Consider the following 26,538-nt stretch of genomic DNA (forward strand, 5'->3'; position numbering starts at 1 on the left):
TCTGCTTCCCAAGCAGACAGCGCGGGTTCGATTCCCGTCAGCCCCTCCATCTGTAGAGTCTTTCTGAATGAGCCACGGGCCGAGGGGAAAGATGAGCACGGCGGACGCGATCGCAGCGATCGACCTGGGCAAGACCCGATGCCGTCTTCTCATGAGCGATCCGTCAGGACCGATCACTCGCACCGGTGACGGAACCCCGGGCCTCGCAGCCCCGGGCGGAGTCCAGTCCGCCGCTGCCGCGATCCTCGCACTGCTCGAACCCGGGCCGATGCCGCGCGCCCTGGGCGTCGGGGCAGCCGGCGCGTGGACGGCTCGCAACGCCGCGCTCGAGCTGGCCGGGACGCTCGCCGCAGAGACCGGAGGGCAGGTCGCCGTCGCATCAGACGTCGTCACGGCGCACATCGGGGCGCTCGGCGGCGATCCGGGCGTGCTGCTGATCGCGGGGACGGGCGCCGTCGCCCTCGGTGTGGATGCCGACGGCATCCGCCTCGTGGACGGGTGGGGCCCCGATATCGGCGACTTCGGCAGCGGATCGTGGCTCGGGCGCGAAGCGGTCCGCGCGGTGCAGCGCGCCGCCGCAGGACTCGGCCCGGCGACCACCCTGGAACAAGCCGTCGCCGCGCACATCTCCCCTGCTTCGGATCCGCTGTCGTGGACTCTCGCCCAGCAGCCGCTCGCGCGAGCGCTCGGCACCCTGGCACCGCTGGTGCTCGACTGCGCCGAGCACGGTGACTCCGTCGCCCTCGAGATCGCGACCGAAGCCGTCCGGCTGCTCACGGCATCAGCCCTCTCCGCCTCCGCGTCGGCGCGCGAGGTGGCGCTGCACGGCGGGCTCACCGAGCACCTCTGGTTCCGCGCGAGACTCGAAGACTCCCTCTCGAACAGCGGGCGACGCGTCGCACCGACCGTCGGGGATGCCCTGACCGGCGCTCAGCTCATGATGAACCGCCGCGACCTCCCCCACGAAAGGTTCGTGCACCGTGCCGACTGACGACAGCTCCCTCGCCGCCCTACTCGGGGTGCTCTCGAGCCTCGACACCGAGGCCTCGACGCCCGAACGCGGCGACCTCGACACGCTCGGCACCGAAGAGCTGGTGCGCAGGATGAACGCCGAGGATCGTCTGGTGCCCGAGGCGGTCGCCGCGAAGACCGCCGAGATCACCGCAGCCGTCGACGGCATCGTCGATCGCTTCCGACGAGGCGGACGACTCATCTACATCGGCGCGGGCACCGCGGGGCGCATCGGCGTGCTCGACGCCAGCGAATGTCCGCCCACCTTCGGCACCGACCCGTCGATGGTCGTCGGACTGATCGCGGGAGGCGAGACGGCCATCCGCTCGGCTGTGGAGAACGCCGAAGACGACGATCGGGCCGCGGAGGCGTTGCTGCGCCAGCTCGGGCTCACGGCCGACGACACGGTCGTCGGCATCTCGGCATCCGGTCGCACACCCTACGTCGTCGGCGGCCTCACCTTCGCACGGAACCTGGGGGCGCTCACCGTCGCGATCGCGTCGAACGCCGGTTCGGCGATCGGCGCGGCGGCAGAGATCGCGATCGAGGTCGTCACGGGCCCGGAGTTCGTCTCGGGTTCCACCCGCCTGAAGGCAGGCACGGCGCAGAAGCTCGTGGTCAACATGCTCAGCACCCTCGCGATGATCAAACTCGGCAAGACCTACCGAGGTGTCATGGTCGACCTGCTCGCGACCAACGAGAAGCTGCGCGCCCGCTCGATCCGCACGGTCTCCCAGCTCGCCGGCGTCGACGTCGACGAGGCCGTGGCGGCACTCGACGCGGCCGACGGCTCGGTCAAGCTGGCACTGCTCATGCTCGCGACGGAGGCGTCGGCCGAGACTGCGGCCGACGCACTGCAGCGCACCGGCGGCATCCTTCGCGACGCCATCGCCGCGCTCAGCTGAGCAACCGGCTGAGCAATCAGCCGGGCGACCGGCCGAGACGCGTCACTCGCCGACGCGCAGCACGCTCAGTCGCATGTCGAGCTCTTCGATGCGATCCACGTCGTCGCGCTCCAGCGCGAGACGTCGCAGATGCTGAAGCTTCGCGATCTCGTCGGCTCGAGTCGCGGTGCCGTTGTGCAGCCGCTCGATGAGCGCCTCGTCGAGGCCGCTCAGGTCTTCCGCGCTGTGCTCGCTCATGTCCGCACTCTAGCGAGGACACCGGCCGAAGCCGAGGGTGGCCGGCACTCTTGTGCCAAAGGTCAAATTCCCGGAATCTTTAGCAACAGAATCACTGAAGATTCACTCTTTCCTCCGCATAGAGTCGCCTCATGGCCGAGACGACCGCCGCAGACACGACGACGCGCATGGTGCGCGCCGCCTACTTCGTGTCGGACAGCACCGGCATCACGGCCGAGACGCTCGGCAACGCCCTGCTGGCGAACTTCCCCGGCATGGTCTTCGTCAAGCACACGGTGCCGTTCGTCGACTCCGTCGACACCGCCACGACGGTCGCCGGCCAGATCGCGCGGGATGCCGCGAACGGTCTCGAGCCGCTCGTGTTCACCACGGCGAAGAACCCCGCTGTGCGCACCGTGCTCACCGACGTGCCCGCGACTCACGTCGACCTGCTCAGCGGCCATCTCAGCGAGCTCGCCGAGGCCCTCGGCACCCCGCCATCCGAGCAGCTCGGCCAGTTCCACACCCTCGGAGACGCGACCGAGTACTTCGCCCGCATGCGCGCCGTCGAGTATGCGATCGAGCACGACGACGGCCAGAGCAGTCGCGCGCTCGACCTGGCCGACGTGATCATCGTCGCACCGAGTCGCTGCGGCAAGACGCCGACGACGATGTACCTCGCCCTGCAGTACGGCCTGCTGGTCGCGAACTATCCGCTCACCGACGACGACTTCCCCACCGACGAGCTCCCGCCGCTGGTCAGGTCGTACGCCGCCCGCTGTTTCGGCCTCACCACCACGCCGCTGCGCCTCAGCCAGGTGCGGCACGAGCGTCGCCCCGACTCGCGCTACTCCAGCCTCGCGCAGTGCACCACCGAGCTGCGCCGCGCCGAGAGGCTCTACGCCCGCAACGGCATCCCGTTCCTCAACTCCTCGACCAAGAGCGTCGAGGAGATGTCCGCAGTGATCCTGCACACCCTCGGCCTTCGCCGCTGACCACCCCTCAGACGAAAGAGCTTCTCGTGACCGACATCCTCTGGTTCGATCAGATCGGAATGACCGACCTGCCGCAGGTCGGCGGCAAGAACGCCTCGCTCGGGGAGATGATCTCCCACCTCGCCGAGCTCGGCGTGCGGGTGCCGGGCGGCTTCGCGACGACAGCGGATGCCTACCGGCGCTTCCTCGCCCACGACGGGCTGCGCGAGCGCATCCGCGATGCGATCGCCGGGCTCGACACCGACGACGTCACCCGTCTCGCGCTCGTCGGCACGCAGATCCGGGGGTGGATCGTCGAGCACCCGCTGCCCGACGATCTCGAGCGCGACATCCGCGACGCCTACGACCAGCTCGTGGCGAACGATGCCGATCCCGACGGCGTCACCTGGGCGGTCCGCTCGTCTGCGACGGCAGAGGATCTTCCGGATGCCTCGTTCGCCGGTCAGCAGGAGACCTTCCTCAACATCGGCGGGATCGAGAACGTGCTGACCGCGATCCGCAGCGTGTACGCCTCGCTGTACAACGACCGGGCGATCGCCTACCGCGTGCACCACGGCTTCGACCACGACGAGGTCGCCCTCTCGGCGGGCGTGCAGCGCATGGTGCGCTCGGACCTCGGCGCGTCGGGCGTGATGTTCACGGTCGACACCGAGTCGGGGTTCGACGACGCCGTGTTCGTCACCAGTTCGTACGGGCTCGGCGAGGCCGTCGTGCAGGGCGCCGTGAACCCCGACGAGTTCTACGTGTCGAAGACGGCGCTGCGCGCCGGCCGCCCCGCGATCCTGAAGCGCTCGGTCGGCGAGAAGGCCATCGCCATGCGCTACACCGACAGCAGGGAGGCGGGCGCCAGCACCGCGTTCGTCGACGTGCCGCCCGAGCACCGCCCACTGTTCTCGATCACCGACGCCGAGCTCACCGAACTCGCCGAGCACGCGCTCGTGATCGAGGCGCACTACGGCCGCCCGATGGACATCGAGTGGGGCAAGGACGGCGTCGACGGCCGGCTGTACATCCTGCAGGCCCGCCCCGAGACGGTCGTGTCACGGGCGTCGTCCACCGTCATGCGCCGCTTCCGACTGCAGGAGAAGGGCCCGATCGCCGTCGAGGGTCGCGCGATCGGGCAGCGCATCGGCGCGGGTCCGGTGCGGGTGCTGCGGGATGCCACGCAGATGAGCGAGTTCCAGACCGGCGACGTGCTCGTGGCAGACATGACCGATCCCGACTGGGAGCCGATCATGAAGCGCGCGTCCGCCATCGTCACCAACCGCGGCGGCCGCACCTGCCACGCCGCGATCATCGCCCGCGAGCTCGGCATCCCCGCCGTCGTCGGCACCGGTCACGCGACCCGCGTGCTGACCGACCGCCAGGCCGTCACCGTCTCGTGCGCCGAGGGAGACACCGGTGTCGTCTACGAGGGCATCCTGGCCTTCGCCGAAGAGGAGACGGCGCTCGAGAGCATGCCGGAGCCGCCCGTCAAGATCATGATGAACGTCGGCACGCCCGATCAGGCGTTCTCGTTCTCCCGCCTGCCGCACCGCGGTGTCGGCCTCGCACGGCTGGAGTTCATCATCAACCGGCAGATCGGCATCCACCCCCGCGCCCTGCTCGAGCACGACACTCTGCCCGACAACCTGCGACGGCAGGTGGATGCCCGGATCGCCGCCTACCCGTCACCGCGCGAGTACTTCGTGCAGCGAGTCGCGGAGGGTGTCTCGATGCTCGCCGCCGCTTTCGCCCCCGAACCCGTGATCGTGCGGATGAGCGACTTCAAGTCGAACGAGTACGCGAACCTCCTCGGCGGCGAGCGCTACGAGCCGCACGAGGAGAACCCGATGATCGGGTACCGCGGCGCCTCCCGGTACATCTCACCCGACTTCCGCGAGTGCTTCGAGATGGAGTGCGAGGCGCTGACGTTCGTGCGCGACCAGATGGGCTTCACCAACGTGCAGGTGATGGTGCCGTTCGTGCGCACCGTCGCCGAGGGTCAGGCCGTCGTCGAGCTGCTCGCCGAGAACGGACTGCGCCGCGGAGAGAACGACCTCAAGGTCGTGATGATGTGCGAGGTGCCGACCAATGCGCTGCTCGCCGACGAGTACCTCGAGCACTTCGACGGCTTCTCGATCGGCTCGAACGACATGACCCAGCTGACGCTCGGCCTCGACCGCGACAGCGCACTCGTCGCCGACACCTTCGACGAGCGCGATCCCGCCGTGCTCAAACTGCTGTCGATGGCGATCGAGGCGTGCCGTCGACACGGCAAGTACGTCGGCATCTGCGGCCAGGGGCCGAGCGACCACCCCGAGCTCGCGGAGTGGCTGGTGGAGCAGGGCATCGAATCGATCTCGCTGAATCCGGACACGGTCATCGAGACGTGGCTGCGACTGGCGCGACGGGAACCCGCGACAGCGTGACTCCGCGGCTCGACCCGTGACACGAAGCGAAACAGGGATGCGCATCGTGTACCGCCGGGTGGCCTTCAGCCTCTGGCCCAGCGGGGTCGAGTAAGTTCGGAGGGAGCGCGTCTGCGCTCATCGAACGAATGCAGGTGCCTGAATGCCATACCGCGACCGAACTGCAGTGGAGAGCTGGGTCAACGAGTACACCCAGGCGCACAGCGAGGACTCGCTGGGCATCGCTGTGCTCGACAAGAACTTCGAGGCCGGTCCGAACTCGGGGATCGTGGTCGTCACGCTGCGCTCCGCCAGCACGATCACGTTCCTGCACCCCGAGATCCGTCGGGGACTGCCGACCTGGGTGGTCACGTTCGAGGGGCGCAATGAGACGCTCGACCTCGATCAAGAGGGGCTGCGCCAGCTGGCGGAGGATGTCGCCGCTCTGGCGGACCTGCGCTCTTTCCTGCAGGAGAAGACCGACGCGGTGCTTCTCGCGCACTGACCTCAGCGCGCTGACAGCGGACGTGCGTCAGGCGGGGAAGGTGGCGAGCAGCGCACCGAACGCGGCTGTCACGCCGGCCACCAGGCCCGCCGATACCGCGATCGGGTGCACGATCCGGCCCAGCCGGCGATCACGCATGCGCGCACGCTCGGGCTTCCACGACAGCACAGCCGCCTTCGCGCCGGGCAGGTCGGCGTAGCGCCCGATGGGCGCGCTGGTCGCATCGAAAGCCACGAAGTGACCGTCGGGAGTCGTGTCGACCGAACCGACGTACTCGCCCGCCTTCGAGGCGACGTAGAAGCCGGTGTCGACCTTGCTCCACGTCACCGCGCGCGGCACGATCGTGACGGGCGGGGCGACGCGGTCCGCGGAGACCGCCGCCCCGGGTGTGTACAGACGGCCTGCGGGGTGCTCTGCGATGGTCATGCGACACGCGCCAGTGCAGGAGTGCGGATGTCGAGCTCGGAGATCTCGCGCTCGGCGACCTGGTCGCTGAGATCGATGACCACACCGGCCGACGAGTTCGCCTGGTCGGCGAGCTGCTGCAGGTAACCGCGGTCGAGATGCTTGGCGGCCTCCGCGTCCATCTTGAACTGCATGGGGATCGAGCAGTGCAGCCAGATGGTGGATCGCTCGACGGCTCCGTCGACGAGGCGATCCCACGAAAGCGAGAAGCTCTCATTGCGACGCAGTTTGGTCGACACGAGAACCTTCAGGTGAGCGAGGATCCGGTCCGGCATCTCGATCGCTTCGCCGGTGGCTCCGTAGTGCAGCGTGCCCATTTCAACTCCTCAGGTCGGGGGATCCGATGTAAGGAAACTTACTCAGATCAAAAGTAGTTTGTCAAACTACATATTGGCCACACTTCATGTTGGGCTATGATCGGAGGCAAGGAGGTGGCCATGACCGTTGAGGTGGATACCGCGAACAAGATCATCGACGCCCTTCGGCGATATCAGGAGGCGGACGATGCGATGCATGCTCGCGCTCGCGATTCGTCGTCGATGTCCGACAACGAGATCAGGATCATCCAGTTCCTGCTGAACGCGGCCCGCTCCGACGACAGGGTCACCCCGACCACTCTTTCGAAGCACCTGGGCGTGACGTCGGCATCGATGACGGCTCTGCTCGACCGGCTCGAGCGAGCCGGCGCCATCGAGCGGGTGCGGCACCCCTCTGACCGGCGAAGCCTCGTCATCACCGCCACTCCGTTCGCCGAGCAGACCGTCGGCGCTCCCGTCATGGCCTTCCAGCAGGCCATCCGCCAGATCGCGGCCGATCTCACAGACGTCGAGCACGCGGCCGTCGTCCGCTTCCTCGACAGGCTCACCGGCGCCATGGACGACACCGGCCACCCCGCCCCTCGCTGAAGCCGTCCTATCGGAGGCTGACGGTCATGCCGTGAGCGCCCTCGAGATCCGCAGCACGGCCTCGCGGATGATCGGTCGCGGAGTGGCGAACACGAACCGCGTGCACCCGATCGCGGCCCGACCGCACAGCGCGCCGTCGGTCATCGACACGCCGGCGTTCTCGCGGAACCAGGTGCCGAGGTCGGCATCCGCACCGAGTTCGGCCGACAGCTGCGTGCCGCGGAAGTCGAGCAGAGCGATGTACGTGCCCTCCGGCACGGTGACCCGCACTCCGGGCAGGTGCTCGGCCACCAGCTCCGCGAGCAGCCGCCGGTTGCCGTCGAGGTACTCGGTGACCTCGGCCAGCCACTCAGCGCCGCCGGTGTAGGCCGCGAGCTGAGCGATCACGCCGATCGTCGCGGTGCCGTGACCGGCCCAGCCCCCGTCGGCATCCCACGCAGCGCGGGTCTCGTCGTTCGACAGCACCAGCTGCGCGCACTTGAAACCGGCGAGGTTCCACGCCTTCGACGCCGAGGTCGCGGTCAGCGTGTGCGCGGCCGCGGCATCCGACACCGACGCGTACGGGATGTGCCGGGCTGGCGCGTACACCAGCGGAGCGTGGATCTCGTCGGAGAAGACCCGGCCGCCGGCATCCGACACCGTCTGCGCGATCGCCAGCAGCTCTTCTCGAGTCGCGACCGTTCCCAGCGGGTTGTGCGGGTTGCAGAGCACGAGCAGCTCGCCGCCCTCGGCGAACGCGGCCGCCACCGCCTCGAGGTCCATCGTCCAGCGCCCGTCGACCTCTCGACTGGGCACCTCGATCACGCGCCGTCCGTGCCGCAGCGGCACGTCGAGGAACGGCATGTAAGCCGGCGTCGGGACGATGACCGCGGCGTCCGGCTTCGTGTACGTGGTGATCGCGAACTCGTAAGCGACGATCACGTCGGCGATCAGCCGCACGTCGCCGCTCGGCACGGTCCAGCCGTACCGGTCGGCGTGCCAGTCCGCCACCGCCTGCTGCAGCGCGTGGGCGATCGGCAGGGGCAGGTAGCCCGTGAGCCCGGTGCGCAGCGCCTCGGCGACGGCGTCCGAGATCGCCGGAGCCACGCCGAAGTCCATCTCGGCGACGAACGTGCCGATCGTGTCGGGGAAGCGCGTCCACTTCACGCTGCCGGCCCGCCGCAGGTCGGCTGCGGTGATCGCGTCGTACGGGTGCGGGGCGAGGTCGGCGAGGCTCATGCATCCATTCTGGTGTGCTCCCCGGCATCCGTGGCCGCCCGCGCCGCGCAGCGTCACATGCCGCTACAGCCAGCCCTTCCGCTTGAAGGCGAGGTAGAGGCCGCCGCCGAGCGCGACCATCGCCGCGATGGAGAGCGGATACCCGTACGGCCAGTTCAGCTCGGGCATGTCGTCGAAGTTCATCCCGTAGATCGACCCGATCAGGGTCGGCGCGAACAGGATGGCCGCCCATGCCGAGATCCGCTTCATCTGCTCTCCCTGGCGCATGCTCTCCTCGGTCATCCGCCGCATCGCCTCGTTCTGCCGGCGTGCGACGATCGTCGACTCGACGGTCAGCGCGTTCTCGAGCACCGCGCGGAAGGTGGCCGCCCGGTCGGCGACCCGGATGGCGTGGTCGTGCACGTCCCTCAGGCGACGCTGCAGCTCGGCATCCGCTCCCCGCCCCTCACCCTCGCGCAGCAGCCCGCCGACGATGTCGGTCAGCGGCTGCGCGGCGCGCTGGAACTCGAGCACCTCGCGCGAGAGCTCGTAGATGCGCTGCGTCGCGTCGACGTCGTCGACGAACAGCTGGTTCTCGATCTCGTCGATGTCGTTCTCGAGTCCGGCGAGAACCGGCGCGTACCTGTCGACCACCTCGTCGAGGATCGCGTACAGCACGGCCTCCGGGCCCTGGGCGAGCAGCTCACGGTCGGCCTCGAGGCGGCGACGCACATGCCCCAGGTCGGGCTCCTCGGCGTGGCGCACGGTGACGACGAAGTCGCGCCCGACGAACACGTGCACCTCGCCGAACTCCACCTCCTCCTCGACGTCGAGGTAGCGGGCCGGTCGCAGCACGACGAAGAGATGGTCCTCGTAGTGCTCGAGCTTGGGTCGCTGATGCCCGCGCAGGGCGTCTTCGACGGCGAGTGCGTGCAGCCTGAACTCAGCGGCCACCGCCTGCAGCTCCGCGGCATCAGGCCGATACAGGCCGATCCAGCCCATGCCGCCGCGCTCGCGCATCAGTTCGAACGTCTCGTCGATGCTGCGGGGGTTCGCCGTGCGCGCGCCGTCCACGTAGATGCCGTTGTCGACGATCGCCATGCCCTGCCTCCCGAACGCGCCGAATTCGCGCTGTCGCCGAACGTATCACCGCGAAAGGGCCCCGCCGTGGCACGGCGGGGCCCGTTCGACCAGATGATGTCAGCGCTTGCGGCGCGCGGCGATCACGATGGCCGTGACGATTCCGGCGAGCAGCACGACGCCGAGCCCGATCAGCAGCGGCCAGGGCGTCGAATCGGACTGCTCGTCCGGCTGCGCGGCATCGGAGGGCTGCTCGGTCGGCTCTGCCGCATCCGTCTCGGTCGGGGTGGGAGTCGCGGAGGCCTCGGACGCGGTCAGCGAGAACGCGTACTCCCCCGACGTCGGGTGGCCGTCGCTCGAGACGACCTGCCAGGTGACCGTGTAGGCCCCACCAGGCATCCCCTCGGCCAGCGGAACCGTGACCGTGTCGGCGGCGACCGTCGGCGACCCGGCGACCCAGTCCTTGCCGGACTCGTCGACGACGGTCAGGGCGGTGCCGCTGTTCTCGTCGAGCGAGAGCAGGGCGTTGGAGAAAGTGAGCATGACCTCGGTCGGCGCGGTGGTGAGCTGCGAATCGGCCGCCGGCGTGCTCGAGACGATCGTGTCGTGAGCCGACGCGGGTGCGGCGACGGCGAGCGTGGCGACGGCAGCCACGGCGAGCGCGGCGATGGTGGTGCGGATGCGGAACATGGAGACCTCTTTCTGGATGCCGCGAAGCGGCGAGTCATCTGGAAAGGCGCGCGAGCGCCCGGCGCAGCCTGTCGGCGGCGATGGATCAGACGACGCGAAGAGGCGGGCCGCGTCGGCGCAGCGGGCTCAGCTGCTGGTCGGTGCGTCGCGGTGCCGTGAGCGCCACCCAGCGCGGCCGGGTGGGGATGGCGGGAAGGGCCGGCGCGATGGCGACGGCGCGGGTCAGCCAGCGGACGACGGCGGATGCCAGAGCGATCAGCGTCTGGATCAGGCGCTCTCCGCGATGCAGGGCGATCACGGTGATCATGGCGGCCACGCCGTGCGCGACCCACATCCCCGCGTCCTCGGGGACGAGCACGGCGCTCCCGGCCGGGAGCGTGAGCGGCCCGTGGACGTGCGGTGCGATCCCCCCGCGCGGCGTGATCGCACCGAGCACGAACAGCACGTGGAACAGCGCCTGCGACACCATCACCGAGAACGTCAGCCGGATGGCCGAGAGGCGGATGCCCGAGAGCAGCGTGCACACCATGAACGACAGCAGCCACGGTACGGCGATGCCGAGCATCCCGGGCATCTGACCGCCGACCCCGACGTGCGAGGCGAGGGCGACGAAGGTCGAGACCGAGGCGCCCGCGAAGCCCCGGAGGAGCCGAGACCTACCAGACGAGCGCACCTTCCCATCCTTTCACGGAGTCACTCCGCTGCCGGTGGCGCGCAGATGGCCGCATCGGCGATGCTCTGCGCGTACTGCTCGGCCGTGAACGGCAGGCCGAACTCGGGAGCGGTCTGCCCCTCGGCCGCCGTGGCCTTCGACGCGATCGCCGCGAGCTCCCAGGCGAGGTACGCGGCCATCGAGCCGCCGGCGGACGAGCCGTTGAGCGTGACCGCCACGGTAAAGCCGGTGGCCGGGTCGGAGTAGGCCGCCGTCGCGTAGCCGGGCACCCAGCCGTGCTGTCCGATCATCGATCCCACGAGGTAGCCGCCGCCCGTCGCCTGGTACCAGCTCGGCGCATCGGCGCCGGCGGGGAGGGGAGCGCCGAAGCGCGCCGGCTCCGCATTCTTCTCGCGCAGCGCCTGGCGGGCCTCGGCCTGGGCGTAGCGGCCGAGGTCGGTGATGGTCGACACGACGCCCGAGTCGGTGAAGCCGATGCTCGAGGAGCTCTCGGTGATGTCGACGGGTGCGGCGCAGTCGTAGCCGCCGCCTTCGGCTGCGGGCAGGTACGTGCCCTTGAGCGCGGGCGCCGGTGCGGGCGCTGCCGACTCGCGCGGCGGAAGTGAGGTGGACGGCAGCTCGAGCGGCCCCGTGACGTACTTCGCGATCAGCTCGGACGCGCTGCGGCCGGAGATGCGCTCCAGCGCCATGCCGAGCATGAGGTACCCGGCATCCGACTCGCGGTACTCGGTGTGCGCGGGCGTGCGGCCGGTGCCCAGGCCGAAGCTCGCCAGCTGCATGGGGGCCCACTCGCGCGCCGGCGTGTTCAGCCAGTACGGCTTGACCACGCCCTCCGAGGAGCCGACGCCGCTCGTGCCGTTGCACAGGTCGAGCAGGGTGATGTCGGAGAGGTCGGCGACGCCGGAGACGTACTTGGGCACGGGAGCGTCGAGCTCGACCGTGCCGTCGTCGACCATGCCGTAGAGCACATCGCAGGTCATCAGCCGCGTCACGTCCGCGACGCGGAACGACATGTCGGCGGTGACCTCAGCACCATCCGGACCCTGCGTGCCGAGGCCCGTGACCCACTGGCCGCTCCAGGGCACCCAGACGCCGACGATCGCGCCCGACGAGCCGCTCGCGATGATCGCCTGCTCGACGGCCGCCTGCAGCTGCCCGGTCACGTCGTCGGGCAGCTTCGCGTCGACCTGCTTCGGGGGCGTGTAGCTGAACTCGGTATCCGACGCGGTGCAGCCGGTCAGTGCGAGAGCCAGTGCGAGCGCGCCGCCCACGGCTGCACGCACACGGCGCGACGAACGAAGATGCATAGGACACTCCCCCGGGATGGACTCTCCGAGTCTAGGGCGATGAGGCTGAGAGGCCGCCCGTGACGGCATCCGGCTCCTGCGTCTTCCGATCAGCGTCGGCGCTCGTGGCCTTCTCGGCCTTCTCGGCCTTCTCGGACTGGCGGGCTTCCCACGCCTCGCGCATGAATCGGCGCACGTCCTCGTCGACGCGGATGTCTCTCGGCCGCAGCGGGCGCGAGAGGTACAGTCCGTCGAGCGACGTGAGTCGCGACAGCGCGACATACGTCTGCCCGGGCGCGAAGGCGCCCGATCCGAGATCGACGACCGCGCGATCGTAGGTCTTCCCCTGCGACTTGTGGATGGTGACCGCCCAGGCCAGGCGCAGCGGGAACTGGGTGAACTCCGCGGCGACCTCGCGGGTGAGGGTCTTCGTGCCCGGGTTGTAGGCGTAGCGGAATCTCTCCCACACCGCCGGCTCGACATCGAACTCGTCGCCGTCGACATCGACGCGAACGGTGTCGCCGAGGATGCGCGTGACCGTGCCGATCGACCCGTTCACCCAGCGCGGGGGCTCGCCCTGCATCGCGATGTCGTTGCGCAGGAACATCACCTGTGCGCCCACTTTGAGCTTCAGCTCGGCGTCGGCGGGGTAGTTCGCCTCACCGCGGCCGAAGTCGCCCGAGACCTCGGCGTGCGCGGTCTGCTCGCGGCCGGGGAGTGCGGCGAGATGGCGCCGGTTGATGTTGTTCACGATGTCGTTGCGCGTCGCGAGCGTGATGATCGGCACCTCCCCCGGCTCGGGTTCGGGGGGTGTGCGTGCGCCCTTCTCGTTCAGCACCCCGGCGATGTCGGCGGTGACGCGTCCGTACCGCACGGCGTTGAGCATCGCCTTGAACCCGTCGTCGGACTGGCGGTGGATGTGCACCAGCTCGTGCACGTGCAGCGTCGCGCCGTAGGTGCCGATGTCCAGCATCGCCCCTTCGTCCTGCCCGCCGGTCCACACCTTGGCGTCGAAGAACCAGAACGAGCGGTAGTGATCCTGGATGTAGCGCAGCTCGTCGCCGCGAGGCGGCACCGGCGCGAGCTGGTACGGGTCGCCGAACATGACGATCTGCACCCCGCCGAACGGGATGCCTCTCTTGCCTCGTGCCTGCCGGAGAGAGCGGTCGATGGCATCCATCAGATCGGCGTTCACCATCGAGATCTCGTCGATGACGAGCGTCTCGATCGCGTTGAGGATGCGCCGGGTCGCATCCGACTGCTCGATCTCGCTCTCGGCGATGAGGCCGATCGGCAGCCGAAACAGCGAGTGGATCGTCTGCCCCTCCACGTTCAGCGCGGCGACGCCGGTGGGCGCGCAGATCGCGATCTGCTTCTTCGTGTTCCAGGCGAAGTGCTGCAGGAGGGTCGACTTTCCCGTACCGGCGCGACCGGTGATGAAGACGTGCTCGTCGGTGTCCTCGATGAGTCGGAACAGGGCGTGCTGTTCTTCGGAGAGGGCGACGGACACGCCCCTATGTTAAGTCTTCGCCGTGTGCGTTCGGCTCCGTCCCAGCGCCGACTCCTTAGACTTGCGCCATGATGCAGGGGCGGGTATCACCGGGGCGAGCGCGCCCGCGCAGACGCTCCAGCCTGCGATCCGACCTCACCCTGCTGGCCGTCATCGGCGTGCTGCTGCTCGCCGCCCTCGCCGCCGGCGGGATGTCGCTGTACCAGTCGTTCTACAGCCCTTCCGCCTTCGTGCAGCGATACGTCGACCTGCTCTCGAGCGGTAGCGCCGCGAAGGCGCTGCAGCTGCCCGGCGTCTCGCTCGACCTCGCCGTGCTGCAGGATGCCGGGATCGACGCGTCCGCCTCCGAGGCGCTGCTGCGGCGGGCCGCCCTCGCCCCGCTCACCGACGTGACGGTCACCGAGAAGGGCGCGAAGGACGGCGTTCACCAGATCGTCGTCGACTACCGCGCCGGCGGGGTGCGCGGCACGTCGACCTTCACCGTCGCACAGGACGGCTGGGTGGGAGTCACCCCGAACTGGCGCTTCACGGCCAGCCCGCTGGCCGAGATCGAGCTCACCGTGCGCGGCGCCGACGTCTTCGCCGTGAACGGATTCGCGATCGACCGGCGTCAGGTCTCTGTGGACGGCGCGGGCGCGGCGCCCCTCGACCCCCTTCATCTGCTGGTGTTCACCCCCGGCAGGTACTCGGTGACCGTCGACACCGCCATCTCGTCGACCCCCGGTGTGAGCGTGCTCGCCGACACGGCGCTCGCCCGCACACCGGTGGACGTGCAGGCTCAGCCCACCGAGAAGTTCATCGAGGTCGTGCAGCAGCAGGTCGAGCAGTTCCTCACCGACTGCGCGACGCAGGAGGTGCTGCAGCCCACCCGCTGCCCGTTCGGTCTGCAGCTGCACAACCGGCTCGCCCCCGACACCGTGCCGGAGTGGTCGATCATCGCGCAGCCAGTCGTCAGCCTCGTGCCCGACGGCGGCGGGTGGGCGCTGCCGCCCACCGACGCCATGGCGCACATCGAGGTGAGGATCCAGTCGCTCTTCGACGGCACCGTGCGCAAGGTGTCGCAGGACGTGCCGTTCCAGGTGAACGGCACCGCGACCGTCCTCCCGGACGGATCGGTGTCGATCCGGGTCGGCTCGCCCGACGGCGACCAGCCGACCCTCGAGGACTGACGGCTCAGCCCACCCGGTCGCGCTCGGCCATTCTCGCCAGGCGCGCGTTGTACTCCTCCAGCTCGGCATCCCCGGTGCGGTCGGCGTGCCGATCACGTCGACGCTGCACCTTGGCATCCGATCTCGACCACTGGATCGCGAGCGTCACCGCCAGGATCAGCGTCGGGATCTCGCCCACCGACCACGCGATGCCGCCGCCGATGTACTGGTCCTCCATCGGAGTCGGTCCCCACGTGCGGCCCATCGACCCGAACCAGTCGGCGACGAACAGGCCCTCCTGCATCATGATGGCCATGCCGAAGAACGCGTGCATGGCCATCACCGCGATCAGCGTGATCAGGCGGCCCGCGTACGGCAGGCGGTACGGGATCGGATCGACGCCGATCAGCGTCAGCACGAACAGGTAGCCCGAGATGAGGAAGTGGATGATCATCCACTCGTGCCCGAGGTGGTCGTACATCGCCCAGCGCACCAGATCGGTGAAGTAGAACGCCCACAACGACAGCACGAAGATGGCGGCGGCGACGAACGGGTGCGTGATGAAGCGCGAGTACGGCGAGTGCACGGCCCACATGATCCACTCGCGTCCGCCGCGGGTGCCGTCGTCGCGCTTGCGGATGGCGCGCAGCGCGAGCGTCACCGGTGCCCCCATCACCAGCAGCACCGGGATGCCCATGCCGAGCAGCATGTGGCCGAGCATGTGCACGCTGAACAGGTAGTCCTGGTACTCGTTGATCGGACCGCTGGTGACCCACAGCAGCAGCGCCAGGCCGCCCATCCAGAAGATCGTGCGGTGCGGCGGCCAGGCATCCCCCCGGCGGCGCAGCCGGACGATTCCCGCGATGTAGAGGAAGACCCCGAAGCCGACGGCCGCGATCCACAGCACGTCGAGGTCGAACGAGGTGAACCAGCGGCCGATGGTCAGCTCGGGCGGCAGTGGCGAGCGGGTGAGGCGCTCGGCCGAGGTCTGCACGGCGGGCGCCTGTTCGCCGAGCGGCGGGGGCGTGCGGGCGAGCGCGGCGGCGGCACCCGAGGCGATGCCCATCAGCGCGAGCTCGCCGAGGATCAGCGACCAGAACGCGCGCTTCTCGCGGGCGCCCTCGAGATGCGGGATGAGCCGGCGGCGGTACCACGCCCCGAACAGTCCGAGGCCGAGGAGGGCGACCGCCTTTCCGATGACGATGAGGCCGTAGGGCGAGAGCAGCTCACTCCACTCCCCCAGCGCCACCACGGTGCGTGCGACTCCCGAGAACGCGACGACCACGAACGCGGCGATCGCCAGCGACGAGTAGCGTGCGACGAGCACGGGCAGGTCGATCCGGGCATCCGGCTTCGCGTTCTTCGCCTTGCCCGCCCTGCCGGCCCTGCCCGCCTTGGCGTCGAGGTGGCGCAGGATGACCAGCAGCAGCACACCGCCGACCCATACGGCGGCCCCGATCGTGTGCATCAGGATCGCGTTGACGGCGACGGTGTGTCCGGCCACGTCGCCCGAGTGGCCCTGCGTGGCCATCGGCAGGAACGACGCCGCAGCCAGCACGGCGGTGAGCATGATGCCCGTCCAGCTGCGCCAGCCGAACAGCAGCAGCGTGATCACGGCACCCATCAGCGTGGTGATCAGCCACGCCTGGCCGAGCGGCAGTTCGAGCAGGTAGCGGCCGAACTGCTCGCCGAAGCCGCGGTCGGCGCTGAGCTTGGGGTTGAACGCCGCCATGAAGGTGAGGAAGGCGGTGGCTCCCGACCCGATGGTGAAGACGGCGGCGCCCACGGATGCCGTGTCGACCGCGAGCTCGAACGGCCGGGTCCCCGCGCGCAGGCCGAACAGCGCCAGCACGAGCGAGCCGAACATCGCGGCGGCGCCGAGGTTGGCGCCGAGTTTCACGGCCGGCAGACCCCACATGACGATGGGGCCGGGGTCGAGCAGCTTCGGGGGCACCGCACCGCCACCGACGATCAGGGCGGCGATGAGGCCCGCGACCCCGCTGACGACGAGGATCGCCAGGCCAGCGAGACGGTACGGATTCACTTCTCCAGCCTACGACCGATACGACGGAAGGCCGCCCCCGGAGGGACGGCCTTCGCGTACGGCGAGCGGTCTTACTTGACGGCTGCCTTCAGCTTGGAGCCAGCGGTGACCTTGACGCGCTTGCCGGCCGGGATCTTGATCTCGGCGCCGGTCTGCGGGTTGCGGCCCGTGCGGGCGGCCGTGTCGACCTGCTCGAACGAGATCCAGCCCGGGATGGAGACCTTGCTGCCCTTGGCGACGGCGTCGGAGACCGTGGCGAACAGCGAGTCGAGGACACCGGAGACGGTGGCCTGGCTCTGGCCGGTGGCGGAAGCGATGCTCGCGACGAGCTCGGTCTTGGTGATGGACTTGTCAGCCATGTCACTCCTCCAGCGACGACGGTCCGTCGCATCGTGTTGATTTCGAGGGAGAGACCCCCGTCGGTCGTTCGACCGCCTCGAATGTACCAACCACAGCACAGGAATCCGCGTCATTTCGCGGGTTTTGGCGCGATTTCCCGGCAAGTCGGGTCACTTTGGTCACTTCAGTCACAGATTCGGTCGGTGCGGGCGCTGGGCGGGGCCGGCGGCTCCGCGCGCGAAATGCAGGAGTTCTCCCGGAATGCAGGAGCGGATGCCCGCCCCGCTCCTGCGTTTCGCGTGCACTCCTGATATTCACGCGGTCATCGATCGGCGAGATGCAGACCCTGGGCGACGGCCTCGGTGATCACCGCCTGCACCTGCTCCCATTGATCCATCACCTGCTCGTAGCTGAATCGCAGCGCGTGGAAGCCGTGGAGCGCGAGCAGCGCGTCATGGGCGATGTCGCTCGTTCGCTGCGGGCCCGTATGCGTGGCGCCGTCCAACTGAATGACCAGGCGCTTCCCGATCAGCAGATCGACGCGGTGCCCGTACAGCCAAGCCTGAGCGAGCATCGGCAGCCGCAGCCACTGCAGCCGGTGAATGATGATCGTCTCGAGGCCGGAATCGGCAAAGGGACGAGCCCTGTCGAGCACTTCGCGGGCGGCAGCGGGAAGGTCGAGTCTGGCCATGGATGCCCGGTCGATGAGGTCCTTGTTCAGCGCCGATTCCCAGATGACCAACGCGGTCTCCAGCGGCTGGCAGCGCGCGACGAGCACCAGTGCGTTGCGCAGATCGTCTTCCACGGCATCCGGTTCCCGAGGTATCACCGGCTGTGCCCAGTGGACGACGGCATGCTCGGGCACCGAGAACCGGGACGAGTGCGGCGACGCCACGACGTGCCGTTGATGCCGCTCGGGAACCCAGAGCCCCCGACGCTCCGCGAGACTGACGCAGCTGATCACGAGACCCCGACGCACCACCGCCAACGCGAACCAGTCGGCATCCGGCAGCGCGACCCAGCCATTGCGCGGCTTGATGACGGCGCCCTCCGCTTTCGCCCGGCGGATGGTGTGCTCCGACACGCCGGCGTCACGCAGAGTACGCGTTCGGGTGATCCCGCCGCGCCGACGCAGCTCTTCGAACAGGTCCATCCGAAGAGCTTCCGCCGGCGCGGGGTTTCAAGCCGGGGCCGCACCCGGCAGATGGGGATAGAGCCTCGAAACTCAGGAATGTGCAGGGCATCCGGGATGCAGGATCCCTCGCGAAACTCAGGAGCGGATGCAGGAATGCATCCTGCGAATCAGGTGAAGTCCTGTGTTTCGGCAGGTGGCCCGAAGGGGAGATGCGTGCACTCCGGGCGGGGATGCGAAAGGGGCGAGGATCCGAAGATCCTCGCCCCTTCTGCGACTGGTGCTTACCAGCTCGACTTGGTGATGCCGGGCAGCTCGCCACGGTGGGCCATGTCACGGAAGCGGACACGCGAGATGCCGAACTTCGTGAGCATGCCACGGGGGCGGCCGTCGATGGCGTCACGCGAGCGCACGCGCACGGGCGACGCGTTGCGCGGGAGCTTCTGCAGGCCGATGCGGGCGGCCTCGCGGGCCTCATCGGTGGCGTTCGGGTCGACGAGCGTCTTCTTCAGCTCGGCGCGACGCTCTGCGTAGCGCTCGACGATGACCTTGCGCTGCTCGTTGCGAGCGATCTTGCTCTTCTTAGCCATGGATCAACGCTCCTCTCGGAATTCGACGTGCTTGCGGACCACCGGGTCGTACTTCTTGAGCACGAGGCGGTCGGGGGTGTTGCGACGGTTCTTCTTGGTCACGTACGTGTAACCGGTGCCCGCCGTCGAACGGAGCTTGATGATCGGACGAACGTCCTGAGCCTTCTTGGCCATTAGAGCTTCACACCCTTCGCCTTGAGGTCCGCGACGACCTTCTCGATACCACGAGCATCGATCACCTTGATGCCCTTGGCGGACACGTTCAGGGTGACCTTACGACCGAGCGACGGCACGTAGTAGGTCTTCTTCTGCACGTTCGGGTCGAAGCGGCGCTTCGTCCGGCGGTGCGAGTGCGAGATGTTGTGACCGAAGCCGGGAACAGCACCGGTCACCTGGCACACTGCTGCCATGTTGTGACTCCTTCATTACCGTGAGGCCGGACGGCCTCACCCAAGATCCCTTGTCTGCATCCCACCCGCAGGCACGACTCATGCTCCATGACAGAACACGAGACCGAGGAGAGGGAAGTGGGATACGAACTGCGCACAGGAGTGTGCGCAGACAAGGGGTCAGTCTAGCACGGCGTGGCCACCCAGCCGTGCTGCACGGCGATCGCATCAGAAACAGCGTGCAGATCATCTCGAATCGTGGTACTCTACCCGCGTAGATCACTGGGGACCGAGGGGTCTCGGAACCGTTCTGAGGGGCACGGTTCCGAGGCCCCTTCCCGTTGTTGACACCCGTTGACGGCGAATGGGAGACTGCGGCATATGGCGTTCACCATGGGGCTCGTCGGCGCGGGCCAGTTCGCAGGTCAGTTCGCCACCCTCTTTCATCATCATCCCGGCATCTCTGGCGTGCACGTCACGGACGTCGTGCCTTCGCGCGCGGCCGAGCTGGTGACATCCGCCGGCCTCGCCGGCACGTTCGACAGCTTCGCCGAGATGGTCGCCTCACCCGCGATCGACGCGATCGCGATCTTCACCCAGCGCTGGATGCACGGCCCGCTCGTCGTCGAGGCGCTGCGCGCCGGCAAGCACGTCTACTCCGCCGTTCCCATGGCGATGACCGTCGACGAGATCGGCGCGATCATCGACGCCGTGCGCGAGACCGGCCTCACCTACATGATGGGCGAGACGAGCTACTACAACCCGGCCACCGTCTACGCCCGGCAGAAGCTCGCCTCCGGCGAGTTCGGTCAGCTGTTCTACGGCGAAGGCGACTACATCCACGACATGGACCTCGGCTTCTACGAGGCCTACCAGTACTCGGGCGGCGCGGAGTGGAAGAGCACCGCCAGCTACCCGCCGCTGCTGTACCCCACGCACTCGATCGGCGGCGTGCTCGGCGCGTGGCCCACCCACGCCGTGGCGGTGTCGGCGATCGGCGTGACAGACCAGCGCGGAGACGGGGTCTTCGAGCGCGGCATCAGCCAGTTCGACAACGACTTCTCGAACTCCACCGCCCTGTTCGAGGTCGCGGGCGGTGGGTCCATGCGCATCAACGAGTTCCGCAGGGTGGGCTATCCCACCCACCTGCGGGAGTCGCGCTTCCGCTGGTTCGGCACGGAAGGGTCGTTCGAGCAGATCGCCCGCACCACGGTGTGGCAGACACGCCAGGGCCTCGAGGACATCTCGCATCTCATCGACACCGACCCCTCGGCATCCGCCGACGATCCCGCCCTGTCGAGGATCGCACCCGCGCTGCGCGACGCGTTCGTGTCGGGGTACGCGGCGATCCACGAGCAGGAGCGCGCGCGGATCCCGGTCGAGCTGCAGAAACTGCCCAACGGGCATGAGGGCAGCCACCACTTCCTCGTCGACGATTTCGTGCGCGCGGTGACCGATCAGACGCTGCCGCCGGTGAACGCCTGGCAGGCGGCGCGGTTCACGCTTCCTGGCGTGATGGCGCACGAGTCCGCACGTCGGGGCGGCGAGCGGCTTATGATTCCCGATATGGGACAACCGAATGCACGCTGACCGCCGACCGCGGTCTGTGACCCGGGCCGATGTCGCCCGCTACGCCGGCGTCAGCACGGCCGTCGTCAGCTATGTGCTCAACGATGGGCCGAAGGCCGTCGCGCCGCTCACCCGGGAACGGGTGCTCGACGCGGTGCGCGTGCTCGGCTACCGTCCGAACGCCGCCGCGCGGGCGCTGTCGATGGGCTCGGCCGACATGTTCGGCCTGCTCGTGCACGACAACCGCAGCCCGTTCTTCGCCGAGCTCTGCCACGCCCTCGATCAGGCCAGCGCCGACAACGCCCGCTCACTGCTGATCGTGAACTCCGACCGCGAGCAGGTGGCGACATCCGAGCAGATCCGCGATCTCGTCTCACGTCAGATCGGCGGTCTGATCATCGCCGACGTGCTGACCGCGCGCGAGCAGTCGCTGGTCGAGGCGCTCGGCATCCCCACCGTGGTGATCGGCCAGTTCGGTGAGACCGACGGTCTGCACAGCGTGGGTGTCGACTTCGCGGTCGGCGCGCGTGCCGCGACCGAGCACCTCATCGGTCACGGCTACCGCGACATCGGGTTCGCGGGAAGCGCCGCCCGGTACGACGAGCGTGAACGAGGCTGGCGCGATGCCCTGGCCGCCGCCGGGCTGCCGCTCGGACCGCTCGTGCACGTGCCGTTCACCCACCAGGGCGGGTACGACGCGGCGATGCAGCTGATGGCGGCTCCCCGCAGACCGCGAGCGGTGCTCGCGGCATCCGACCAGATCGCGATCGGCATGCTCGCCGCCTTCGGCCAGCACCGCGTGCGCGTGCCCGACGACATCGCCGTCGCGTCGTTCGACGGCACCGTCGCCGCCGACTTCGTGTGGCCGCGGTTGACGACAGCGGTGCAGCCGCTGAAGGAGATGGCGAGTGCCGCGGTGAGCATCCTGCTCAAGACGGGCGACCAGCGCCGACACCACGAGTTCGCCACCGAGCTGCGGGTGCGCGAGTCCTGCGGGTGCAGCCCCGCGAGCTGAGAGCCCGCAGACCCGCTGGCCGGCCGAGATCCCGACGCCGGAGAGGTCCGGCGCCGGCATCGGGTGGGAGGGCGCGACAGCCCTCCCACCCGATCGCCTCAGCCGCCGAGTCCGCCGGTCGTGGAGTGCACGGCGTCGAGACTCACCGACACCGGCCCCATCCCCTTCCCCTTGGCGGCGACCGCGATGGCGATCTCGTTGTCGCCGTGCATGTCGAGGAACCCGCTGGGCACCGTGAACTGCTTCTGCGGGCCGATGTCGCCGATGTAGACGCCGGTGTTCCAGCCGTTCACGAAGATCGTCGCCTGCGAGCCATCGGTGCGCCCCGCGTCGAACTTCGGGGAGTGCAGTGTCAGGCGGAACGCCGTGTCCTGGCCATCGGGCACGTCGAGCTCGAAGGCGGATCGGTACCACCGCACACCCGGCTCATCGGCGACGAGCGTCGCAGCGGCATCCCACTTTCGGTCGTCGAATCCGGGGAGGTGCCAGCCCTTGGCTTCACCGGACAGCCCGCCGTTGTTGTACAGCGTGCGCACCGGGTCGGCGTCGACGGCGGTGGCGCCGTCGATCTTCCAGGACACCGCCCCGTCGCCGTTGGTGAGCACGGCATCGTAGAGACCGCGGTTCTGCCGCGAGAGGCCGTCGTCCGACCAGTCGAGGTTCTGACCGAGGTTGTGCACCAGCACCGAGACCACGACCTTCTCGCCCGCCTTCGTCGCCCCGGCGGGAACGACGAGCTCCTGCCAGCCGCCCGCGGCGCGCGGTGACCCGGCGTAGACCCCGTTGACCCACACCTGCATGAATGCCGGCGCCTTGCCGTGGCCCGGCTGCCCGCTGCCGCCGTTCCCGCGGAGCTTCAGCGTGCCGCCGTCCGCTGCCGCCGTGTAGTGGGCCCGGTACCAGACCGATCCCTCGAAGAATCCATAGTGGTTCGAGTCGAGCACGACCTTCTGATTCTCACCGGGACCCTGCCAGCGGGTGGAGCCGGCCGTGTCGTCGGCGTCGGTCCAGGACGCGTCGTCGAAGCCGGGCTCGGCTTCGGCGTCGTCGGATGCCGTGACCCAGGACAGCTCGGGTGTCTGCACCGGCTTCGGTCCTGCGGCGTCCACTGTCGCGATGCCCTTGCGCGTCTTTGCCTTGGCCCCGTTCCAGCGGACCTGCTTGATCCCGTCCGGCGCGTCGATGCGCAGCGTTCCTGCCTCGGCCATCGACCCGGTCAGCACAGCGTTGGCGCCCCGGTACTCGACCGTGCGCGCCAGGTAGGCACCCTCGACCGCGATCGTGGGGCTGCTGTCGCCGTGAACAGCAGGCCCCTTGCCGCTGCCCTCGATGAACCAGACCTGCGCCGCGTGGTCGCGATCCATCACGCGCAGCGTGAGGGTCTGCGACCCGTCGTCGATGACGATGTCCGCCGGGTCGCCGTGGACGTAGTTCAGCCGCAGCTCGCCGCGTTCGGCATCCCACGTCTTCTCGACTCCGTCGGGGAGGGCGACCTTCGGCTCGCGGTCGTAGTGCAGCACCGTCTCTCCGTCGTCGCCGGGGTGACCGATCGCGTACTGCACGATCCCGCCACGACGATCAAGCGGAGCGCCGAACAGCTGGCTGGTCGTGTAGTACAGCGCGTGCTCGCCGATGCGGGTGTCGGCGGTGAGCATCACCGCGTCCCGCCCGTGCAGCGTGATGGCGGTGCCCGGCTTCTGCGGGACCCGTTCCCAGCCGACCTTGCCCTCGGGGATCACGGCTCCGGTGTCGGCGTCGCGGTAGACGTTCACCGCGTCGATCGAGTGGAACGTCCCTGTCGACCCCTCGAAGCTCTCGCCGGTGACGACCACCTTCACGGTGTGCTCGCCGTAGGCCAGATCGCGTGTCGAGAACAGCACCTTCTGCGGCTGCGCAGACGAGGAGACCTGCTCGAGCGTGCGCCCGGCCTTCTCTCCGTCGATGTACACCTCGGCAGGGCCGTGATTGCTCGAGTACGGTCCGATCAGCTCGAAGCCCGCGCCGGTGAAGGTGAACTCGTACGCGTCGCCCGCCGTCTGCGAGAACGTCTCGTCACCGCCGATGTCGCCCGCAGTCCAGCTCTTGCCCGACGCGTGCTCCCACGCCCCGGTGAACGTCATCGCGTCGTCGTCGTCGTTCCACTGCAGCTTCGAGTCGTCGGGCACCCGGAACGCGTCGATCGCGACGACCGTTCCGGTGCCGCCCGCGACCGGCTGCCCGAGGTTCTCGACCACGATGGTGTGCTGCCCCGGGGTGAGGCCGGTCGCCTCGAACGAGACCTGCTGCACGGGCTTGTTCTGGTCGGTGTCGACGTGCGAGGTGAAGGTGCCCTTGTCGACGCCGTCGATGGTGACCCGGGCGGTGCCGTGGTCGGTGCCGGTGGAGGTCACCAGCTGCAGCGAGGTGCCGCTGAAGGTGAACGAGGCTGTGGCGCCCGTTGCGGTCGAGGTGCTCAGCGTGCCGCCGTGCGCCCCGCCGTCGGCGACCTGCTGCCACGCGCCCGCGTAGACGACGCCGCCGTCACGGTCGTCGGTGGTGACGATGCCGGAGCTGCTCTCGTCATCGGGCTCGCCGATGATCAGCGGGAAGGTGAAGCGGGTCGTGGTGGTGTCGTTCGAATCGGCGAGCCGGAATCCGAGGAAGCGGGTGGCGCCGTCGCCCGTCGCCGATACGGCGTCCTCATCCGTGGCGATCCGCTGGTACGACTGCACGGCGCTGCCGGATTCGACCGCGGCGACGGGGCCGGTGAGTGGTCGCATCGCGGCGATGTCGGGCACCGCCTGCAGGTGGTAGCCGATCTCCTTCTGCGCCGCGAACTTGGGCGTGATGGTGCGGTCCTCGTCGAGCGCCGCACCGTAGTCGTAACTCGTGAAACCCGAGGAGGGCGATCCCGTCCAGCCCCAGTTGGTGCCGCCGTACGACATGTAAGAGTTGTAGGCCGTCACCCCGTTGCCGACGTTGCGCGTGCCCCACTGACGCGTGAAGCCCTCGTCGGTGAAGGTGTAGCACTGCTCGGTGTCGAAGGCGGCTCCCCACGGGGTGAACGCGCCGCCCTGCGACTCGGTGATGAACTGCGGCGTGTCGGGGGCGATCGCGCGGAATGCCGTCTCGGACTCGCCGATGCGGTTGCGCTGAGCACCGCAGTTGAAGCCCAGCGGGTAGTTGTCGTACGCGTAGAAGTCGAGTCCGTACGTCGCGACGTCGCGGAACCGACCACCCATGCCCCAGTCGTTGTGGAACACCGGGACGGTGATGCCGTCGGCCTTGACGCCGGCGGTGAGGTCGGTGAGGAATCGCTTGCGTGCCGGGCTGTCGTCGAGCAGCTCGTTCTCGACCTGGTACATCAGCACGGATCCGCCGCCGTCGGTGACCTGGTGCGTGCGGATGATCTCGTTGACCGCGCTCAGCCATGCCTTCGAGTCGGCCAGCACCTGCGGATCCTCGGAGCCGCGCAGCGGAGTGTCGACATTGCTCATGTAGGCGGGCAGGCCGCCCATCGAGATCTCGGCGTTGACGTACGGGCCGGGGCGGGCGATGACGTAGAGCCCTTCCTCCTCGGCCATCGTCAGCAGCAGATCCATGTCGCGGATGCCGGTGAAGTCGAACTCCCCGCCGCGCTCGGACTGGTGCAGACCCCAGAAGAAGTACAGCGAGACCGCGTTGAAGCCGGCGCCCTTGAGCTTCTGCATCAGATCGCGCCACTGCTCAGGAGCGGGCAGCCGCCAGTAGTGGAACTCACCCGACCAGATGTTCAGCCGCTCGCCGTCGACCGTGAACGAGTGCTTGTCCCAGCCCACCTCGTGGGGCTTGCCGTCGTTGCCGGCGAACACGACGGGTGCGGCCGCCCGCTCGCTCGCCGCACTCGAATCGTCTCTCGTCGCCGCGCTGGTCGCGGCCGTCGCTCCCATCGCACTGCCTGCCATCGTCATCGCCAGTGAACCTATCAATATGGTGCGGCAGAGCCGCCGCATCCTGGTCGCCCCGCTTCGTCGCATGTGCGCGCACCCTCCGTAGATGTCGACTGCGACGCGCTCTGCGGCATCGCAGTGGTATCGACACTAGGAGCGCGACATGTTTGCGTCAACAAGCGAGAGACGTCGATCTTTCATCGGACGGCATCGACGCAATGAGAGCGCGATCACGTCGCTCAGTCGCGCTGGCTCTCGAGAGTCCCTGCCGCCTCCCGCGCGCCGCGCCCCCACCGGAACGGCGATACGGTCGGGTCGCCGGTGATCCAGAAGCGCCAGGGGAAGGCATCCGTTCCGGCCGTTCCCGCGACACCCACGCGCGGGCCCGACGAGACGTCGGCCACCGGATCACCCCAGCTCAGCCAGGCGATCGCCCCGTTCTGCTCCTCGCCCGAGACGACGTCGATGCCGTCGTGCAGGGCGTGACGCAGACCGAGTGCCTGCCCGAGCCGGCCAGGCCCGCGTGCGAGGTCGCGCAGCGCGATGCGCGACAGCGGCGTCGCGCTGCCGCGACGG

The 26,538-nt window shown here is 68.9% G+C and carries 26 protein-coding genes; 9 read left to right on the top strand and 17 right to left on the bottom strand.

The window, feature by feature from the left end; translation table 11 throughout:
* The first annotated feature begins 91 nt into the window (after positions 1 to 91).
* Positions 92 to 991, top strand: coding sequence for a BadF/BadG/BcrA/BcrD ATPase family protein (locus tag RT309_RS04190; RefSeq protein ID WP_313355608.1), 900 nt, complete (start codon positions 92 to 94; stop codon positions 989 to 991).
* Positions 981 to 1,916 (top strand): N-acetylmuramic acid 6-phosphate etherase, encoded by a 936-nt coding sequence (murQ, locus tag RT309_RS04195; RefSeq protein ID WP_313355610.1) that lies wholly within the window; start codon positions 981 to 983, stop codon positions 1,914 to 1,916. The genes RT309_RS04190 and murQ overlap by 11 nt, the downstream gene beginning before the upstream one ends.
* A gap of 42 nt (positions 1,917 to 1,958) precedes the next feature.
* On the opposite strand, the gene RT309_RS04200 is transcribed toward murQ, so the two are convergent.
* Positions 1,959 to 2,153 (bottom strand): hypothetical protein, encoded by a 195-nt coding sequence (locus RT309_RS04200; RefSeq protein ID WP_313355612.1) that lies wholly within the window; start codon positions 2,151 to 2,153, stop codon positions 1,959 to 1,961.
* Positions 2,154 to 2,284: 131 nt separating this feature from the next.
* Between RT309_RS04200 and RT309_RS04205 the strand changes: the two genes are divergently transcribed.
* The 3 genes from RT309_RS04205 (at position 2,285) to RT309_RS04215 (ending at position 6,022) form a co-directional block, all read left to right on the top strand.
* Positions 2,285 to 3,127 (top strand): pyruvate, water dikinase regulatory protein, encoded by an 843-nt coding sequence (locus RT309_RS04205; RefSeq protein WP_313355614.1) that lies wholly within the window; start codon positions 2,285 to 2,287, stop codon positions 3,125 to 3,127.
* 26 nt (positions 3,128 to 3,153) lie between these two features.
* Positions 3,154 to 5,538, top strand: coding sequence for a phosphoenolpyruvate synthase (gene ppsA, locus RT309_RS04210; RefSeq protein WP_313355615.1), 2,385 nt, complete (start codon positions 3,154 to 3,156; stop codon positions 5,536 to 5,538).
* Between the two features lie 166 nt (positions 5,539 to 5,704).
* Positions 5,705 to 6,022 (top strand): protein-L-isoaspartate carboxylmethyltransferase, encoded by a 318-nt coding sequence (locus RT309_RS04215; RefSeq protein WP_313355617.1) that lies wholly within the window; start codon positions 5,705 to 5,707, stop codon positions 6,020 to 6,022.
* Positions 6,023 to 6,049: 27 nt separating this feature from the next.
* On the opposite strand, the gene RT309_RS04220 is transcribed toward RT309_RS04215, so the two are convergent.
* Positions 6,050 to 6,448, bottom strand: a complete 399-nt coding sequence (locus RT309_RS04220) for a hypothetical protein (protein WP_313355618.1) — start codon at positions 6,446 to 6,448, stop codon at positions 6,050 to 6,052.
* Positions 6,445 to 6,804, bottom strand: a complete 360-nt coding sequence (locus RT309_RS04225; RefSeq protein ID WP_313355619.1) for a hypothetical protein — start codon at positions 6,802 to 6,804, stop codon at positions 6,445 to 6,447. The genes RT309_RS04220 and RT309_RS04225 overlap by 4 nt, the downstream gene beginning before the upstream one ends.
* Before the next feature lie 120 nt (positions 6,805 to 6,924).
* Between RT309_RS04225 and RT309_RS04230 the strand changes: the two genes are divergently transcribed.
* Entirely contained in the window at positions 6,925 to 7,392 is a 468-nt protein-coding gene (locus RT309_RS04230) for a MarR family transcriptional regulator (RefSeq protein ID WP_313355621.1), read from the top strand.
* Positions 7,393 to 7,416: 24 nt separating this feature from the next.
* On the opposite strand, the gene RT309_RS04235 is transcribed toward RT309_RS04230, so the two are convergent.
* The 6 genes from RT309_RS04235 to RT309_RS04260 all read right to left on the bottom strand — a co-directional run bounded on the left by RT309_RS04235 (position 7,417) and on the right by RT309_RS04260 (position 13,828).
* Positions 7,417 to 8,610, bottom strand: coding sequence for an aminotransferase class I/II-fold pyridoxal phosphate-dependent enzyme (locus RT309_RS04235; RefSeq protein WP_313355622.1), 1,194 nt, complete (start codon positions 8,608 to 8,610; stop codon positions 7,417 to 7,419).
* A 63-nt stretch (positions 8,611 to 8,673) separates the two neighbouring features.
* Complete coding sequence (gene corA, locus RT309_RS04240; protein ID WP_313355626.1) at positions 8,674 to 9,690, bottom strand: magnesium/cobalt transporter CorA; 1,017 nt, start codon at positions 9,688 to 9,690, stop codon at positions 8,674 to 8,676.
* 99 nt (positions 9,691 to 9,789) lie between these two features.
* Positions 9,790 to 10,359: a copper resistance protein CopC gene (locus RT309_RS04245; RefSeq protein WP_313355627.1), complete on the bottom strand. Its 570-nt coding sequence runs from the start codon at positions 10,357 to 10,359 to the stop codon at positions 9,790 to 9,792.
* 85 nt (positions 10,360 to 10,444) lie between these two features.
* Positions 10,445 to 11,032 (bottom strand): hypothetical protein, encoded by a 588-nt coding sequence (locus RT309_RS04250; RefSeq protein WP_313355629.1) that lies wholly within the window; start codon positions 11,030 to 11,032, stop codon positions 10,445 to 10,447.
* 20 nt (positions 11,033 to 11,052) lie between these two features.
* A complete protein-coding gene (locus RT309_RS04255) occupies positions 11,053 to 12,339 on the bottom strand; it encodes a serine hydrolase domain-containing protein (protein ID WP_313355631.1) in 1,287 nt (428 codons plus the stop codon).
* 31 nt (positions 12,340 to 12,370) lie between these two features.
* Positions 12,371 to 13,828: an AAA family ATPase gene (locus RT309_RS04260; RefSeq protein WP_313355633.1), complete on the bottom strand. Its 1,458-nt coding sequence runs from the start codon at positions 13,826 to 13,828 to the stop codon at positions 12,371 to 12,373.
* A gap of 68 nt (positions 13,829 to 13,896) precedes the next feature.
* Between RT309_RS04260 and RT309_RS04265 the strand changes: the two genes are divergently transcribed.
* Positions 13,897 to 14,997, top strand: coding sequence for a hypothetical protein (locus RT309_RS04265; protein WP_313355634.1), 1,101 nt, complete (start codon positions 13,897 to 13,899; stop codon positions 14,995 to 14,997).
* A gap of 4 nt (positions 14,998 to 15,001) precedes the next feature.
* Here RT309_RS04265 and RT309_RS04270 read toward each other — a convergent pair whose 3' ends face one another.
* From RT309_RS04270 to rpmB, 6 genes are all read right to left on the bottom strand, one after another.
* A complete protein-coding gene (locus RT309_RS04270; RefSeq protein WP_313355636.1) occupies positions 15,002 to 17,020 on the bottom strand; it encodes a cytochrome c oxidase assembly protein in 2,019 nt (672 codons plus the stop codon).
* A gap of 71 nt (positions 17,021 to 17,091) precedes the next feature.
* On the bottom strand, positions 17,092 to 17,379 hold the full coding sequence (locus tag RT309_RS04275) for an HU family DNA-binding protein (RefSeq protein ID WP_017203554.1): 288 nt from the start codon (positions 17,377 to 17,379) through the stop codon (positions 17,092 to 17,094).
* Between the two features lie 302 nt (positions 17,380 to 17,681).
* Complete coding sequence (locus tag RT309_RS04280) at positions 17,682 to 18,512, bottom strand: DUF559 domain-containing protein (protein ID WP_313355639.1); 831 nt, start codon at positions 18,510 to 18,512, stop codon at positions 17,682 to 17,684.
* A gap of 263 nt (positions 18,513 to 18,775) precedes the next feature.
* Positions 18,776 to 19,081 carry a 30S ribosomal protein S14 gene (gene rpsN, locus RT309_RS04285; protein ID WP_313355641.1) on the bottom strand — a complete coding sequence of 102 codons (306 nt, stop codon included), beginning with the start codon at positions 19,079 to 19,081 and terminating at the stop codon, positions 18,776 to 18,778.
* A gap of 3 nt (positions 19,082 to 19,084) precedes the next feature.
* Complete coding sequence (rpmG, locus tag RT309_RS04290; RefSeq protein WP_046014935.1) at positions 19,085 to 19,255, bottom strand: 50S ribosomal protein L33; 171 nt, start codon at positions 19,253 to 19,255, stop codon at positions 19,085 to 19,087.
* On the bottom strand, positions 19,255 to 19,491 hold the full coding sequence (gene rpmB / locus RT309_RS04295; RefSeq protein ID WP_071645079.1) for a 50S ribosomal protein L28: 237 nt from the start codon (positions 19,489 to 19,491) through the stop codon (positions 19,255 to 19,257). Before rpmB ends, rpmG begins: the two co-directional genes overlap by 1 nt.
* 360 nt (positions 19,492 to 19,851) lie before the next feature.
* Here rpmB and RT309_RS04300 point away from each other — a divergent pair, with 360 nt between their 5' ends.
* A complete protein-coding gene (locus RT309_RS04300; RefSeq protein ID WP_313355657.1) occupies positions 19,852 to 21,060 on the top strand; it encodes a Gfo/Idh/MocA family oxidoreductase in 1,209 nt (402 codons plus the stop codon).
* Between the two features lie 16 nt (positions 21,061 to 21,076).
* Positions 21,077 to 22,054, top strand: a complete 978-nt coding sequence (locus RT309_RS04305) for a LacI family DNA-binding transcriptional regulator (protein WP_313355659.1) — start codon at positions 21,077 to 21,079, stop codon at positions 22,052 to 22,054.
* Positions 22,055 to 22,152: 98 nt separating this feature from the next.
* Here RT309_RS04305 and RT309_RS04310 read toward each other — a convergent pair whose 3' ends face one another.
* Both RT309_RS04310 and RT309_RS04315 read right to left on the bottom strand, forming a co-directional pair.
* Positions 22,153 to 25,983, bottom strand: coding sequence for a beta-galactosidase (locus RT309_RS04310; protein WP_313355661.1), 3,831 nt, complete (start codon positions 25,981 to 25,983; stop codon positions 22,153 to 22,155).
* A gap of 218 nt (positions 25,984 to 26,201) precedes the next feature.
* Positions 26,202 to 26,538, bottom strand: a 337-nt coding sequence (locus tag RT309_RS04315; RefSeq protein WP_313355663.1) for a DNA-3-methyladenine glycosylase, incomplete at its 5' end; no start/stop codon positions are given.

This window comes from Microbacterium sp., from assembly GCF_032084865.1.
Taxonomy (GTDB): Bacteria; Actinomycetota; Actinomycetes; order Actinomycetales; family Microbacteriaceae; genus Microbacterium.

Excerpts from the sequence above, each read along its gene's own strand:
- RT309_RS04300 (WP_313355657.1), top strand. The coding sequence starts at position 19,852 with ATGGCGTTCACCATGGGGCTCGTCGGCGCGGGCCAGTTCGCAGGTCAG.
- corA (WP_313355626.1), bottom strand. The coding sequence starts at position 9,690 with ATGGCGATCGTCGACAACGGCATCTACGTGGACGGCGCGCGCACGGCG.
- rpmG (WP_046014935.1), bottom strand. The coding sequence starts at position 19,255 with ATGGCCAAGAAGGCTCAGGACGTTCGTCCGATCATCAAGCTCCGTTCG.
- rpsN (WP_313355641.1), bottom strand. The coding sequence starts at position 19,081 with ATGGCTAAGAAGAGCAAGATCGCTCGCAACGAGCAGCGCAAGGTCATC.
- RT309_RS04225 (WP_313355619.1), bottom strand. The coding sequence starts at position 6,804 with ATGGGCACGCTGCACTACGGAGCCACCGGCGAAGCGATCGAGATGCCG.
- RT309_RS04230 (WP_313355621.1), top strand. The coding sequence starts at position 6,925 with ATGACCGTTGAGGTGGATACCGCGAACAAGATCATCGACGCCCTTCGG.
- RT309_RS04275 (WP_017203554.1), bottom strand. The coding sequence starts at position 17,379 with ATGGCTGACAAGTCCATCACCAAGACCGAGCTCGTCGCGAGCATCGCT.
- RT309_RS04190 (WP_313355608.1), top strand. The coding sequence starts at position 92 with ATGAGCACGGCGGACGCGATCGCAGCGATCGACCTGGGCAAGACCCGA.
- RT309_RS04255 (WP_313355631.1), bottom strand. The coding sequence starts at position 12,339 with ATGCATCTTCGTTCGTCGCGCCGTGTGCGTGCAGCCGTGGGCGGCGCG.
- RT309_RS04310 (WP_313355661.1), bottom strand. The coding sequence starts at position 25,983 with ATGACGATGGCAGGCAGTGCGATGGGAGCGACGGCCGCGACCAGCGCG.
- RT309_RS04220 (WP_313355618.1), bottom strand. The coding sequence starts at position 6,448 with ATGACCATCGCAGAGCACCCCGCAGGCCGTCTGTACACACCCGGGGCG.
- RT309_RS04205 (WP_313355614.1), top strand. The coding sequence starts at position 2,285 with ATGGCCGAGACGACCGCCGCAGACACGACGACGCGCATGGTGCGCGCC.
- RT309_RS04245 (WP_313355627.1), bottom strand. The coding sequence starts at position 10,359 with ATGTTCCGCATCCGCACCACCATCGCCGCGCTCGCCGTGGCTGCCGTC.
- RT309_RS04200 (WP_313355612.1), bottom strand. The coding sequence starts at position 2,153 with ATGAGCGAGCACAGCGCGGAAGACCTGAGCGGCCTCGACGAGGCGCTC.
- RT309_RS04235 (WP_313355622.1), bottom strand. The coding sequence starts at position 8,610 with ATGAGCCTCGCCGACCTCGCCCCGCACCCGTACGACGCGATCACCGCA.
- RT309_RS04265 (WP_313355634.1), top strand. The coding sequence starts at position 13,897 with ATGATGCAGGGGCGGGTATCACCGGGGCGAGCGCGCCCGCGCAGACGC.
- rpmB (WP_071645079.1), bottom strand. The coding sequence starts at position 19,491 with ATGGCAGCAGTGTGCCAGGTGACCGGTGCTGTTCCCGGCTTCGGTCAC.
- RT309_RS04280 (WP_313355639.1), bottom strand. The coding sequence starts at position 18,512 with ATGGACCTGTTCGAAGAGCTGCGTCGGCGCGGCGGGATCACCCGAACG.